The 12,450-nt window shown below is 72.0% G+C and carries 10 protein-coding genes; 5 read left to right on the top strand and 5 right to left on the bottom strand.

What is annotated here, in order from left to right; translation table 11 throughout:
* Positions 1 to 16: 16 nt before the first annotated feature.
* The gene (locus DJ021_RS02970) at positions 17 to 1,240 is read right to left on the bottom strand and encodes an acyl-CoA dehydrogenase family protein (RefSeq protein ID WP_111456125.1); all 1,224 of its coding nucleotides are present in this window, start codon (positions 1,238 to 1,240) and stop codon (positions 17 to 19) included.
* 157 nt (positions 1,241 to 1,397) lie between these two features.
* Between DJ021_RS02970 and DJ021_RS02965 the strand changes: the two genes are divergently transcribed.
* On the top strand, positions 1,398 to 3,071 hold the full coding sequence (locus DJ021_RS02965; protein ID WP_111456124.1) for a phosphatidylglycerol lysyltransferase domain-containing protein: 1,674 nt from the start codon (positions 1,398 to 1,400) through the stop codon (positions 3,069 to 3,071).
* A 2-nt stretch (positions 3,072 to 3,073) separates the two neighbouring features.
* On the opposite strand, the gene DJ021_RS02960 is transcribed toward DJ021_RS02965, so the two are convergent.
* Positions 3,074 to 3,277, bottom strand: a complete 204-nt coding sequence (locus DJ021_RS02960; RefSeq protein ID WP_111458953.1) for a hypothetical protein — start codon at positions 3,275 to 3,277, stop codon at positions 3,074 to 3,076.
* A 167-nt stretch (positions 3,278 to 3,444) separates the two neighbouring features.
* On the opposite strand from DJ021_RS02960, the gene DJ021_RS02955 reads away from it, so the two are divergent.
* The 4 genes from DJ021_RS02955 to DJ021_RS02940 are packed head-to-tail and all read left to right on the top strand — an operon-like array spanning position 3,445 to position 8,530.
* Positions 3,445 to 6,291, top strand: a complete 2,847-nt coding sequence (locus DJ021_RS02955; protein ID WP_111456123.1) for a peptidoglycan-binding protein — start codon at positions 3,445 to 3,447, stop codon at positions 6,289 to 6,291.
* A 56-nt stretch (positions 6,292 to 6,347) separates the two neighbouring features.
* Positions 6,348 to 7,271: a sulfite exporter TauE/SafE family protein gene (locus DJ021_RS02950; protein ID WP_111456122.1), complete on the top strand. Its 924-nt coding sequence runs from the start codon at positions 6,348 to 6,350 to the stop codon at positions 7,269 to 7,271.
* Positions 7,271 to 8,035, top strand: coding sequence for a TIGR02186 family protein (locus DJ021_RS02945; RefSeq protein ID WP_111456121.1), 765 nt, complete (start codon positions 7,271 to 7,273; stop codon positions 8,033 to 8,035). Before DJ021_RS02950 ends, DJ021_RS02945 begins: the two co-directional genes overlap by 1 nt.
* Entirely contained in the window at positions 8,036 to 8,530 is a 495-nt protein-coding gene (locus DJ021_RS02940) for a DUF3429 domain-containing protein (protein ID WP_111456120.1), read from the top strand.
* A 3-nt stretch (positions 8,531 to 8,533) separates the two neighbouring features.
* Here DJ021_RS02940 and pdeM read toward each other — a convergent pair whose 3' ends face one another.
* The 3 genes from pdeM to DJ021_RS02925 all read right to left on the bottom strand — a co-directional run bounded on the left by pdeM (position 8,534) and on the right by DJ021_RS02925 (position 12,247).
* On the bottom strand, positions 8,534 to 9,274 hold the full coding sequence (gene pdeM / locus DJ021_RS02935) for a ligase-associated DNA damage response endonuclease PdeM (RefSeq protein WP_111456119.1): 741 nt from the start codon (positions 9,272 to 9,274) through the stop codon (positions 8,534 to 8,536).
* Positions 9,271 to 11,742: a ligase-associated DNA damage response DEXH box helicase gene (locus DJ021_RS02930; RefSeq protein WP_111456118.1), complete on the bottom strand. Its 2,472-nt coding sequence runs from the start codon at positions 11,740 to 11,742 to the stop codon at positions 9,271 to 9,273. The genes pdeM and DJ021_RS02930 overlap by 4 nt, the downstream gene beginning before the upstream one ends.
* Before the next feature lie 91 nt (positions 11,743 to 11,833).
* Entirely contained in the window at positions 11,834 to 12,247 is a 414-nt protein-coding gene (locus tag DJ021_RS02925; RefSeq protein ID WP_207801754.1) for a hypothetical protein, read from the bottom strand.
* Positions 12,248 to 12,450: the final 203 nt, after the last annotated feature.

The raw sequence follows: 12,450 nt of genomic DNA, 5'->3' as shown, positions 1-12,450 counted from the left end.
CGCCGCCCTGGTCGTCCTACTTGGGGTCGGGCAGGCCCAGCACCCGCTTCGACACCACGTTGATGTTGATCTCCGAGGTGCCGCCCTCGATCGAATTGCCCTTCGAGCGCAGCCAGCCGCGCACCGCCAGCAGCTCGGACGGGTTGTAGCCTTCGCCGTCCCAGCCCAGCGCCTGCGCGCCCAGGGTCTCGACCATCAGCTCCGAGCGCTCCTGGGCGAAGGCGGCGGCGGCGTACTTGATGATCGAGGTGGCGGCGGACGGCCCGTTGCCCGCCTTCGACTCCGCCGCCGTGCGCCCGATGGTCTGGAACAGCGCCTGGAAATCCATCTTGTTCTTGGTGATCCGGTCGCGCAGCCCGCCGTCGGCCACCCGCCCCTCGGCGTCGAGCCCGACGTACTGCTTGGCGATCTGGCCGAGGTCGCCTGCCGAGCCGCCGGCTCCGCCGCCGCCGCCGAAGCCGCCGGAGATGTTCTGCCGCTCGTACTGCAACAGCCGCTTGGCGATCTCCCAGCCGCCGTTGACCTTGCCCACCAGGTTGTCCTTGGGGATCTTCACGTCGGTGAAGAAGGTCTCGCAGAACGGGCTCTCGCCGCTGATCAGCTGGATCGGCCGCGTCTCGACGCCCGGCGTGCGCATATCGATCAGCACGAAACTTATGCCTTCGTGCTTCTTCGTGGTATCCGTACGGACAAGGCAGAAGCACCAGTCGGCCTTGTCTGCATAGCTGGTCCATATCTTCTGGCCGTTGATCAGCCAGTGGTCGCCCTTGTCTTCGCAGCGGGTGGCTAGACTTGCGAGATCTGAGCCGGCGCCCGGTTCGGAATAGCCCTGGCACCAGCGGATCTGGCCGTTGATGATCTTCGGCAGGTGCTCGCGCTTCTGCGCCTCGGTGGCGTACTCGAGCAGCACCGGACCCAGCATCCACAGGCCGAAGGAGGCGAGCGGCGCGCGGTAGCGACCGGCGGCCAGTTCCTGCTCGAGCATCCGGGCCTGCTGCGGGGCGAGGCCGCCGCCGCCATAGTCCTTGGGCCAGGCCGGAGCGGTCCAGCCCTGCTCGGCCACGCGGCGCATCCAGACGATCTGCGGGTCCTGGGAGCCTTCGAAGGCCCGGCCGCCCCAGACCGCTTCCGGATCGGTCGCGGCCTTCGGGTCGCGCAGCTCGGCGGGGTAGTTGGCCTCCAGCCATGCGCGGACGTCCGCACGGAAGGCGTCGGGCTCGGCGCCGCCGAAGTCGGCCATGGCGACCTCCAGAACTCAGGAAACCAGAGGCGCCACCTTAGCGCCGGCCGGTGTGAGGGCAAGCGGAACGAAACAGTTGTTTGACACCAACAGCGGGGCCGGCGGCCCCAAATCAGCTATAAGGCGCGCCTTGTGACCTGGAGTTGATCGTCGCCGCATGCGCTTCTGGAGAGCCTTGAAACCGGCCCTGTACGCCGCCGCCCCGCTGACCGCGGCGCTGCTGACGCTGGGCGCAGGGGTGATGCTCCTGGCCTCCGGCGCGACGCCGTCGGAACCCCACCGGTTCATGCGGCTGATGGAGATCACGCCGGTCTACCTGATCGAGGTCAGCCACTTCGCCTCCTCGGTGATGGGGCTGGAGCTGGTGATGCTGGCCTTCGGCCTGCGGGCGCGCCTCGACGCCGCCTGGGTCGCCACCATGGCCGCGTTGCTGATCGCCGCCCCCCTGGCCTTGCTGAAGGGCTTCAACTGGGAGGAGACCGCGGTCCTGGTGACCATAGCGGTGCTGCTGGCGCCCTTCCACGGCGCCTTCCCGCGCCCGGCGCGCCTGTCGCGGATGGAGGTCACCCCCGGCTGGCTGTTGTCGGCGTTCTGCGCGCTGGTCGGCGCGGGGCTCTTGGGCCTGTGGTCCTTCCAGCATGCCGACTACGCCGATCAGGCGTGGTGGCGGGTGATGGTCGACGCCGACGCGGCCCGCGCGATCCGCGCCTGGGTCGGGGCGGCGCTGGCCCTGTTCGCGTTCGGCGTCTGGCGGCTGCTGGCCTCGGCGGCGACCCCGCCGGTGGTCGGCGAGGCCGATCCGGAGTTCGCCCGGGTGCGCGCCATCCTCGCCAAGGCGGAGGTGGCCGAGCCCGGCTCCAACCTGGCGCTGCTGGGCGACAAGCGGTTCCTGTTCTCGTCGAGCGGCGACAGCTTCCTGATGTTCGGCGTCCGCGGCCGCACCTGGATGGCGCTGGGCGCGCCGGTCGGTCGCCGCGACGAGCGCATGGAGCTGCTGTGGCGGTTCCGCGAGCTGGCCGACTCCCACGCCGCGCGGCCGGGCATCTACGGCCTGGGCGCCGAGGACCTGCCGGACATCGTCGAGCTCGGCTTCTCGATCCAGAAGGTCGGCGAGTCGGCGGCGGTGCCGCTGGAGACCTTCTCCATCGAAGGCCGCAAGCGCGGCAACCTGCGCCGCGCCTGGCGCAAGGCGGCGGAGGAGGGCGCGACCTTCGAGATCCTGCAGGGCGAGGCGGTGATCGCGCTGATCCCGCAGCTGCAGGCGATCTCCGACCAGTGGCTCGCCCATCACGCGGGGGGCGAGAAGGGCTTCTCGATGGGCGGCTTCTGGCCCGGCTATGTGGCCGAGTTCCCGGTCGCCGTGGTGCGCATCTACGGGACGGTGGTGGCGTTCGCGACGCTGTGGACCACCGCCGCCCACAGCGCCTTCTCCATGGACCTGATGCGCTACGCCGACGAAGCGCCGAAGAACATCATGGACTATCTGTTCGTCGAGCTCATCGCCTGGGGCCGCGAGCAGGGCTACCAGGCCTTCGAGTTCGGCATGGCGCCGCTGGCCGGTCTGGACGATCGTCCGCTGGCGCCGATCATGTCGCGGGTCGGCAACCTGCTCTTCGAGCGGGGCGAGGAGATCTACAACTTCCAGGGCGTGCGGCGGTACAAGGATAAGTACGACCCGCTCTGGCAGCCGCGCTACATCGCCGGGCCGCACAAGTGGGTGATCCCGCTGCTGCTGGCCGAGGTCGGGCTGCTGTCCTCGGGCGGCGTCTCGGGCCTGGCCAAGCGCCCGCGGCGGCCCGAGGAGATGCGGGAGCTGCCGCGCGCGGCCTAGGGCTAGCGGCCGGTGGTGACGCCCAGCAGGTTCACGGCGTGGACCAGGAACACGATCATCCCGACCGTCGCCGCCACCATGATCGGCCGCCAGGGGATCATCCGCGGGCCGCGGTGCGGATTGGGCGGCCGCGCCCCGCGCCAGCCGGCCAGGATCGCGACCGCCAGGAAGGCTGCGCAGAACGCCAGGGTGACGGGCAGGCTCATCTGCGACCGCATATCGCAGCCTTGCTCCGCAAACGGAAGGCGCCCCAGCGGTTGCAGGGGGAACATCCACAGGACAGAGGGGTCGGACGCTACATCTAGCGTTAAGGTTGCGTTTACACCCCCACCCATCGGTGCGTAGCCTGTGGAAGGCTCAGGAGAACGATTCGATGACGGCGGGGGCGCCATGGAGCGTCAAGGGGATAGACCCCAAGGCGAGGGAGGTCGCGAAGGACCTTGCCCGCCGCGCCGGCATGACGCTCGGGGAATGGCTGAACCGCGTCATCCTGGAAGATGACCTGCCGGAGGACGTGACCTCCGAGGATCATTTCGCGGAGCGACCGCAGCGGGCCTTCGTCGAGCCGCCCCGGCCGCGGCTGGTGAGCCTGACGCCGGCGCCGCGCGGGGACGATCTGGCGCGCATCGCCTACGCCCTGGACCGGCTGACGGACCGCATCGAAGCGTCCGAAACCCGCACCGGCCTGGCTATTTCCGGTGTCGAGCACTCGGTGCGCCAGGCCGTCGCCCGTATCGAAACCACCGAGCGTGAGCATGTGGCGGTGTCCGCCCGCTTCGAGAGCGCCGTCGACCGCGTGGCCTCAGAACAGACCCGCGTCGCCGAGCGGCTGCGGCGGATGGAGAGCGAAGCCGCCGGGCCGCGGTCCGCCGAGGCGCTGCGCGCCCTCGAGCAGTCGGTCACCCGCGTCGCCGGTCACGTCTACGACGCCGAAGGCCGCACGCGGGAGACCCTCGCCGCCCTGGAAGCGCGCCTGCAACGCACCGAGGCGTTCGCCGGCGGCGATCCCGCCGCGCTGATCGACGAAGTGATGGGCCGGCTCGGCCAACGGCTGGCGGACGCCGAGGGGCGGACCGCCGACGCCCTGGACAGCCTGCGCAGTTCGCTGGGGACGCTGGACGGACGTCTGCGCTCCGTGGAGACCGGCGCGCCGGCCGACGTCGAGCACCGGCTCGAGACGCTGGCGGCCAGCCTCACCCAGCGGGTGGAAGACGCCCGCGCCGAGATCGCCGAGAAGCTGAGCGCCACCGGCGCCGGCCGCGTCGACCAGCGGTTCGCCGAACTGGCCGCCCACGTGCAGGCCGCCGAGCAGCGCTCGGCCGACGCCATCCAGCGCATGGGCCACGAAGTGCTCAGCATGGCCGAGACCCTGAACCGCAGGGTCCAGACCTCCGAGCAGCGCAGCGCCGAGGCGATCGCCCAGGTGGGCGGCGAGATGGCCCGGGTCGCCGGCGCCGTGGAGACCCGGCTGGGCCGCGCCGAACAGGTGCAGGCCGAGGCGCTGGAGAAGCTGGGCGCGGAGATCGGCCGCATCACCGAGCGGCTCACCGAACGCATGCTGGGCTCCGAGCGGCGCGCCGCGCAGGCCATCGACGACGTCGGCGAACAGGTGGCCCGGGTCACCGAGCGCATGGAGCAGCGCCACGAGCGCGCCTCCGACGACCTCGCCGAGCGCATCCGCCAGAGCGAGGAACGCACCGCCCTGCTGCTGGACGACGCCCGTTCGCGGATCGAGCAGCGGCTGGCCGAGCCCCAGACGCGGCCCACCCTCGACGTCCTGGCCGCGCCGTCCGCCGCCGCCTTCGGGCCGGAGCTCTTCTCCCGAGCGGAAACCGAAGCCGAGGACGAGTTCGCGGACGACCTCGCGCCTGAGGCCCATGTCCAGGCCGACGCCTATGCCGAGCCCGCCGGCTTCGCCCGCGCCGACTTCGACAGTGCCGACTTCCACAGGGCCGACTTCGACGCCGACGAGGACTTCGCCCCGATCCCGGAGCCGGAGGAGGACCTCTTCGGCCTCGACCAGCCCGAGCCGCCGGCCGAGGCGGAAGCCGACGCCCAGCCGTTCTCCACCCGCGAGGTCATCGAGCAGGCCCGCGCCGCCGCCCGCGCCGCGGCGACGGCGGAACCGACCAAGCCGCCGCTGGAAGCCAAGATCAAGGCCAGGTGGCGGACCACCGGCAAGGCCTCGCCGGGCCTGTTCGGCGGCCTGAAGAGCCGGCGCGCGCCGAACTCCACCCTGCAGACCGCCCTGATGGTGGCCGGGGGCGCCGCCTTCCTCAGCGTCGGCGCGGCCGGCGTGGTGCTGATGGAAGGCCCGCCTTCGCCGCACTCGGCGGACGCCCTGGTGGTCGGCTCGATCCACAGTTCCCCGCGCGCCGCCATCGCGCTCTCGCCCCAGGCGCTCGGGCCGGTCACGCCCGTCCCGATGGAAGCTCCGGAGGTCGCCGCGCCTCCGCCGCCCCCGCCGCCCGCGGACGCCCTGGTCACCGCCTATGTGAACGCCGTCAAGGGCGTGGAGGCCGGCCAGCCCGGGGCGCTCGCCAAGCTGAAGGCGATCGCCGACGCGGGCCATCCGCCCGCCGAAGCCTACCTCGGCAAGCTCTACGAAACCGGGGCGCACGGGGTCACCCTGAACATGGCCGAGGCGCGGCGCTGGACGCTGCGCGCGGCGGAAGGCGGCGACGCGGCCGCCATGCACAACACCGCGCTCTATTATTTCCGCGGCGAGGGCGGTTCCCAGGACCTGGCCAACGCCGTCCGCTGGTTCCGCAAGGCGGCCGACCAGGGCGTGGTGGACTCCCAGTACAATCTCGGCCTGCTCTACCAGACCGGCAGCGGCGTCGGTCGCGACCTCGGCGAGGCGTACAAGTGGTTCTCGATCGCGGCCAACGGCGGCGATAGCCAGGCGCGCGCCAACGCGCTGGACCTGGAACCCAAGCTGCCCGCCGCGCAACTCGCCGCCGCCGATCAGGCCGTCGACGCCTTCCGCCCGGCCGGCGACCGTTCCGCGCTGGCGGCCCGGACCGCGCCGCCGGCGGCGACGGTGGCCACGGCCCAGCGCATCCTCGGCCACCTCGGCTACTACAAGGGCCCGGTCGACGGGGCCGCCACATCGAAGCTGAAGCTTGCGGTCGCCGCCTATCAGCGCGATCAGGGACTGGCCGCGACCGGATCGCTCGATCCGAACACCGCCTCGCGGCTCTCCGTCTTCACGCGTTGACCGGCCGCGCGGCGGAAGCAATCCGCCGGCGACAGCGAGACCTGGGGCGCTGAGGATTGGACATCTACCTGCCCATCGCAGAGGTCTCGGTGAATGCGCCGCTGATCGTGGCGCTGGGCGCGATGGTGGGGTTCATCTCCGGCCTGTTCGGGATCGGCGGCGGCTTCCTGATGACGCCCATCCTGGTGTTCCTGGGCATCCCGCCGGCGGTGGCGGTGGGCAGCCTGTCGAACCACGTGGCGGCCTCCTCGATGTCCAGCGTGATCGCCTACGGTCGCCGCCGCGCGGTCGACTTCCGCATGGGCGGGGTGCTGGCGGCGGGCGGCGCGGTCGGCTCGGTGGTCGGCGTCGAGGTGTTCCGCTGGCTGCGGCTGCTGGGCCAGGCCGACCTGGTGGTGGCGCTCTCCTACCTCGTCTTCCTGGGCGTGATCGGCGGCCTGATGCTGACGGAGTCGGTGGGCGCGATCCTGCGCCGCCGCCGCAACCTGCCGCCGCCGCCGCGGCGCGACCGGCGCCCGCCCTGGCTCTACGGCCTGCCGCTGAAGATGCGCTTCCCGCGCTCGCGGCTCTACATCAGCGTCATCCCGCCCCTGGCGCTGGGCGGCTTCGTGGGCGTGCTCTCGGCGATCATGGGGGTCGGCGGCGGCTTCATCCTGGTGCCGGCCATGGTCTACATCCTGCGCATGCCGGCCAGCGTCGTGGTTGGCACCAGCCTGTTCCAGATCATCATCACCACCGCCCTGACCGGCGTGCTGCAGGCCGGCCGCAACCAGACCGTCGACATCGTGCTGGCGAGCCTCCTGCTGGTCGGCGGCGTGCTCGGCGCGCAGTTCGGCGCACGGGCCTCCTCGCGCTTCCGGGCGGAGGAGCTTCGCGCGCTGCTGGCCTTCATCGTGCTGCTGGTCGGCCTGCGCATGGGCCTGGGCCTGTTCCTGCGGCCGGACGAGCCGTTCGTGCTGATGGCGGGAGCGGCCGGCTGATGGTTGTCGCCCTGCCGCCGCCGGTCGCCCAGCCGGCCGTATCCGCCGCCCTGACCGAGACGCGGGTGCGGGTGAACTCAGACTTCCGCGGCGCCCGCATCGTGCTTTACGGGGCGGTGTTCGATCCGCTGCAGCGGCCCAGCGACGTGGTGGTCATCGTCCGGGGTCCGGACCAGCCGGTGCGGATCGCCCGCAAGGTCCACGTGGCGGGGCTGTGGATGAACAGCCGGCCGGTGGTCTTCCAGGGCGCGCCGGGGTTCTACATGGCCGCCTCCAACCGGCCGCTCGACGACATCGCCCGGTTCGGCACCCTGCGCCGGCTGGGCGCGGGGCTCGACCACCTGGCGATCCGCGCCCCCGCCGAGCAGCGGATCGAGACCCGCTACGGCATCCGCGACATGGTGGTGAGCCGCCTCGGCGCCGACTACCTCGACTGGCGGCGCGCGGTGGTGCGGCTGAAGGAGAAAAGCGGCCTCTACGCCGCCGACGACCACGGCGTGCGCTTCGTCGACCGCGGCCTGTTCCGCGCCGAGATCGCCCTGCCGACCGAGGCCCCGATCGGCCAGTACCGGGCCGACATCTTCCTCTTCCAGGCCGGCCAGCCGGTCTCCGCCAAGGTGCGCACGCTGACGGTCGAGAAGGTCGGCGCCGAGCGGACCCTTTACCTCTGGGCCCATCGCAGGCCATGGTCCTACGGTCTGGCTTCGATGGCCTTCGCCCTGGCGGCCGGCTGGGCGGCCTCGTCCGTGTTCCGGAGCGACTGAATGCCGATGGACGATGGCGCCGCCGATCGAAAGCCCGCGGGCCGCGAGAGCGCCCCGGTGTCCCTCTGGTCGATGGCGGTGTTCGCCCTCGCGCCGTTCCCGGTCGCGGCGGCGGTCTACGGCTACGGACCGCCGAGCTACGCCCGCGAGGCGGTGACCGTGCTGCTGACCTGGTCGGCGGTGGTGCTGTCTTTCCTGGCGGGCGTGCGCTGGGGGCTGGAGAGCGGGCGCAGGGTGCCCCGGCGCGGTCGGCTGGCGGTGTCGATCGGCTTTGCGCTGGCCGCCTGGGTGCTGCTGCTGGTCCGCTGGCGCTTCGACCTGAGCTGGGTTCTGGGCGCCTATCTAGTGGTCTTCATGCTGCAATGGCTTTCCGACCACGCCGCGCCGAACACCGCCTCGCGGTTTCCGCGGCTCTCCACCGCTGTCACCAGCGCCGCCTGCATCTCGCTGGCGATCGCGCTCGACCAGTCGATACGGGCCGGGCTGAAGGGCTGAGGCTCAGTCGCCGGCGAGCGATCGCCAGCCGACGGCGTGCACCCGCCCGACGCCCAAGGCCCCGGCCAGCGGCGGGCGGACGAACAGGCCCGCGAAGGCCGCGTCGCGCACGTTCAGGCCCCCCGCATAGGCCCCGAACGCCGGCAGCACCGCGCGTTCCGCATCGGTCACGAAGCAGCGCCGGCGGACGCTGCCGCGGGAGGCGCGCACCCGCGCCGCCGGGTGCAGGTGGCCGGCCACCTCACGGGGCTGCGGACCCGCCTGCGGCTCGTGGCGGAAGATCAGCCCGGCCAGGGTCAGCTCGTCGGCGGTCTCGCCGGGCAGCGCCTGCGGCCCGTCGGCGTCGTGGTTGCCGATCACCCAGATCAGACGCCGGCCGGTGGCCAGCGCCCGCAGCCGGCCGGCGTCGTCGGCGGCCAGCCGGCCCTCGGACCTGCGGTCGTGGAAGGTGTCGCCGAGCAGGATGACCGCGGCCGGCGCCAGCAGGGCGATCTCCGCCTCCAGCCGGTTCAAGGTCTCGCGGGTGTCGTAGGGCGGCAGCATCTGGCCGCGGGCGGCGTAGGACGAGCCCTTCTCCAGGTGCAGGTCGGCGACCACCAGGGTCCGCTCCGCCTCCAGCCACAGGGCGCCCGACGCCCGCAGCATCACCTCGGTCCCGGCCACGCGGGTGCGCAGCGAGCCGCAGGGGCTCTGCGCGAAGTCGTAGATGAAGCCCGCGGCGCGGGTGGGGCTAAGCGCGTTCACTGCAGGGCCTCGGCGATCAGGTCGTCTTCCGCTTCCGCCAGGATGATCTCGCCCGCGTGGCCTGGCGACCGCTCCTTGCCGATCTCCAACAGGATCGGCACCGAGAACGGCGACAGGTGCTCCAAGGGCGCGTGCCGGATCCGGCCGCGGATGCGCGCCAACATCTGCCCCAGGCGCGCCACGTCGATGAGGCCGGTCGCCGCATCCTCCCGCGCGCAGCGGAGCAGCAGGTGGTCGGGCTGGTGGCGGCGCAGCACGTCGTAGATCAGGTCGGTGGAGAAGGTGATCTGGCGGCCGGTCTTCTGCTGCTCGCCCGGGAAGCGGCGCTCGATCAGGCCGGCGATGATCGCGCAGCCCTTGAAGGCCCGCTTCATCATGAAGCTCTCGGCCAGCCAGTCCTCCAGGTCGTCGCCCAGCATGTCCTCGGCGAACAGCTGGTCGAAGTCGAGGCCGTCGAGCGGCTTCAGCGCCCAGATCGCCATCGCATAGTCGTTGCAGACGAAGCCCAGCGGGGCTGCGCCCGCCCGCTCCAGACGCCGGGTCAGCAGCATGGCCAGCGTGGTGTGCGCCAGCCGCCCCTCGAACGGATAGACCACCATGAAGTGGCGCCGGCCGCGGGTGAAGGTCTCCAGCAGCATCTCGTCTTCCTCGGGGATCACCGAGCGGTCGCGCTGCGCCTCCAGCCATTCGCGCACGTCCGACGGCAGCACCTGCCAGTGCCCCTGGTCGTACATCAGCCGGCGCACCCGCTTGGCGAGGAAGGTGGAGAGCGCGAACTTCGAGCCGCCCCACGAGGGCATCTTCGGGTCCTTGTCGGCCGCCGGGCTGACCAGCACGTCGAGGTTGGTGACCCCCTCCAGCCGCCAGACCTGGCCGGCGAAGACGAAGGTGTCGCCGGGGTCCAGCATTTCCAGCATGCCCTCCTCGACCTCGCCGATCTTGCGGCCCGGCCGGCCGCCGCGGCCGGCGAAGCGCACCGACAGCACGGCCGGCGAGACGATCGCTCCGACGTTCAGCCGGTGGCGCTGCGCGGTCTGGGCGTTGCGCACGCGCCAGAGGCCGTCCTGGCCCTTCACGATCCGCCGGAAGCGGTCGTAGGTCTTCAGCGCGTAGCCGCCGGTGGAGACGAAATCGACCACCTGCTCGAAGTCCTCCCAGGCGAGGTCGCGATAGGGGCCGGCGGCCCGCACCTCGTCGTACAGCTTCAGCACGTCGAAGGGCTCGGAGCAGGCGCAGCCCATGACATGCTGGGCCAGCACGTCGAGCGCCCCGACCCGGGGCGGATCGCCGTCCAGGGTGTTCTCGGCGATGGCCTCGCGCGCGGCCTGGCACTCCAGCATCTCGAAGCGGTTGGCGGGCACGAACAGCGCCCGCGACGGCTCGTCCAGCCGGTGGTTGGCGCGGCCGATCCGCTGCACCATCCGCGAGGCGCCCTTGGGTGAGGCCAGCTGGATCACCAGGTCCACGTCGCCCCAGTCGATGCCGAGGTCGAGGGTGGAGGTGCAGACCACGGCCCTGAGCTCGCCCCGCGCCATGGCGGCCTCGACCTTGCGCCGCTGCTCGGGCGCCAGCGAGCCGTGGTGCAGGGCGATCGGCAGGCTGTCGTCGTTCAGCCGCCACAGTTCCTGGAAGGCGAACTCGGCCTGGAAGCGGGTGTTGACGAACACCAGCGCCGTGCGCGAGCGCCGGATGACGTCGTAGACCTCCTGCATGGCGTGCTGGGCGGTGTGGCCCGCCCACGGCACCCGGCCCTCCGACAGCAGCATGTCGACGATCGGCGGCGCGCCGGCCGGCCCGCGCACCAGGTCGATGCTTCCCTCGCCGCCGGCCGTGTGGTCGGCCATCCAGCGCTTGATCACCTCCGGGTCGTCCACCGTCGCCGACAGGCCGACGCGGCGCATGTTCGGGGCGAACTGCTGCAGCCGCGCGAGGTCCAGCGCCAGGAGGTCGCCGCGCTTGGAGGAATGCAGGGTGTGGATCTCGTCCAGCACCACGCAGCGCAGGTCCTCGAAGAACAGCCGTGCGCCCTCCCAGGCGCAGAGCAGGGCCAGCTGTTCGGGGGTGGTGAGCAGGATGTCCGGCGGCTTCACCCGCTGGCGCTGCCGCCGCGCCATGCCGGTGTCGCCGGTCCGCGACTCGGCGGTGACCGGCAGGCCCATCTGCAGGATCGGCGCGGTGAGGTTGCGCTCGACGTCCACCGCCAGCGCCTTCAGCGGCGAGATGTAGAGGGTGTGCAGGCCCGGCGGCGCGTTGGCCTTCGGGCGCTCGGAGATTTCGATCAGGCTGGGCAGGAAACCCGCCAGGGTCTTGCCGCCGCCGGTCGGCGCGATCAGCAGGGCGTCGCGGCCGGCGCGGGCCCGCTCGACCATGGCCAGCTGGTGCGACCGCGGGCTCCAGCCGCGCTCGGCGAACCAGGCCCGGAACCGGGGCGGCAGGAGCTCGGGGTCAAGGGCGGCGGCGTCGGCCATCCCGCCGCATATAACATGTTCCCGTTCCGTTTCACGCCCGTCCGCCGCCAGGATGTCCGGCGGCGGACGGCGCGATCCGGCGCCGGTCGGCTCAGCAGGCGTAGCTGCTGCGCACCATCACCCGACGACCGATGTAGGGGTCATAGACCCAGCGGCGGCTCTCGCAGACCTGGTACGGCTCGTCGTAGCCGTAGCCGCTGTAGCCGTAGGACGGGGCGTAGTAGCCGTTGTTGTAGCCGTATGAGCGGTTGCTGTAGCCGTAGGAGTGGTTGTTCGAGCTGGCGAGGGCCGCGCCCAGGGCCAGGCCGACCACGCCGGCTGCGAGCGCCGCGCCGCCGTTGTCGCGGTGGCCGTAGTAGCGGCCGCCCTCGTAACCGCGGCCGTAGCCGCCATGGTCGTAGCCGCCGTGGTGTTCGTAGCGCTCAGCCTGGGCGGGCAGCGCCGTCGCCGCGACCGCTCCGCCGAAGGTGATGGCCGCCATCGCGGCGGCGAGGGACTTCTTCATCTGCGCCTCCATAGCGCCGTCTCGCTCCCCCGGCGGTCCGGCATGTTCGAGCCGAGGTTCTGCCTCGGCACCTGAATGGGCGCTGAACGCCGCAGGCGACCAAGTTTCCGTTTCGTTCACCCGCCAATCGCGCTAGCAAACCCGGGTGAACGCGCCCGCCGCCAGCCTCGATCTCGCGCCGGCCCTGGTGGTCCTGCCGGGGC

The sequence above is a fragment of the Phenylobacterium hankyongense genome, from assembly GCF_003254505.1.
GTDB classification, from domain to species: domain Bacteria; phylum Pseudomonadota; class Alphaproteobacteria; order Caulobacterales; family Caulobacteraceae; genus Phenylobacterium; species Phenylobacterium hankyongense.
This window is presented reverse-complemented; position numbering and strand designations above follow the sequence as displayed.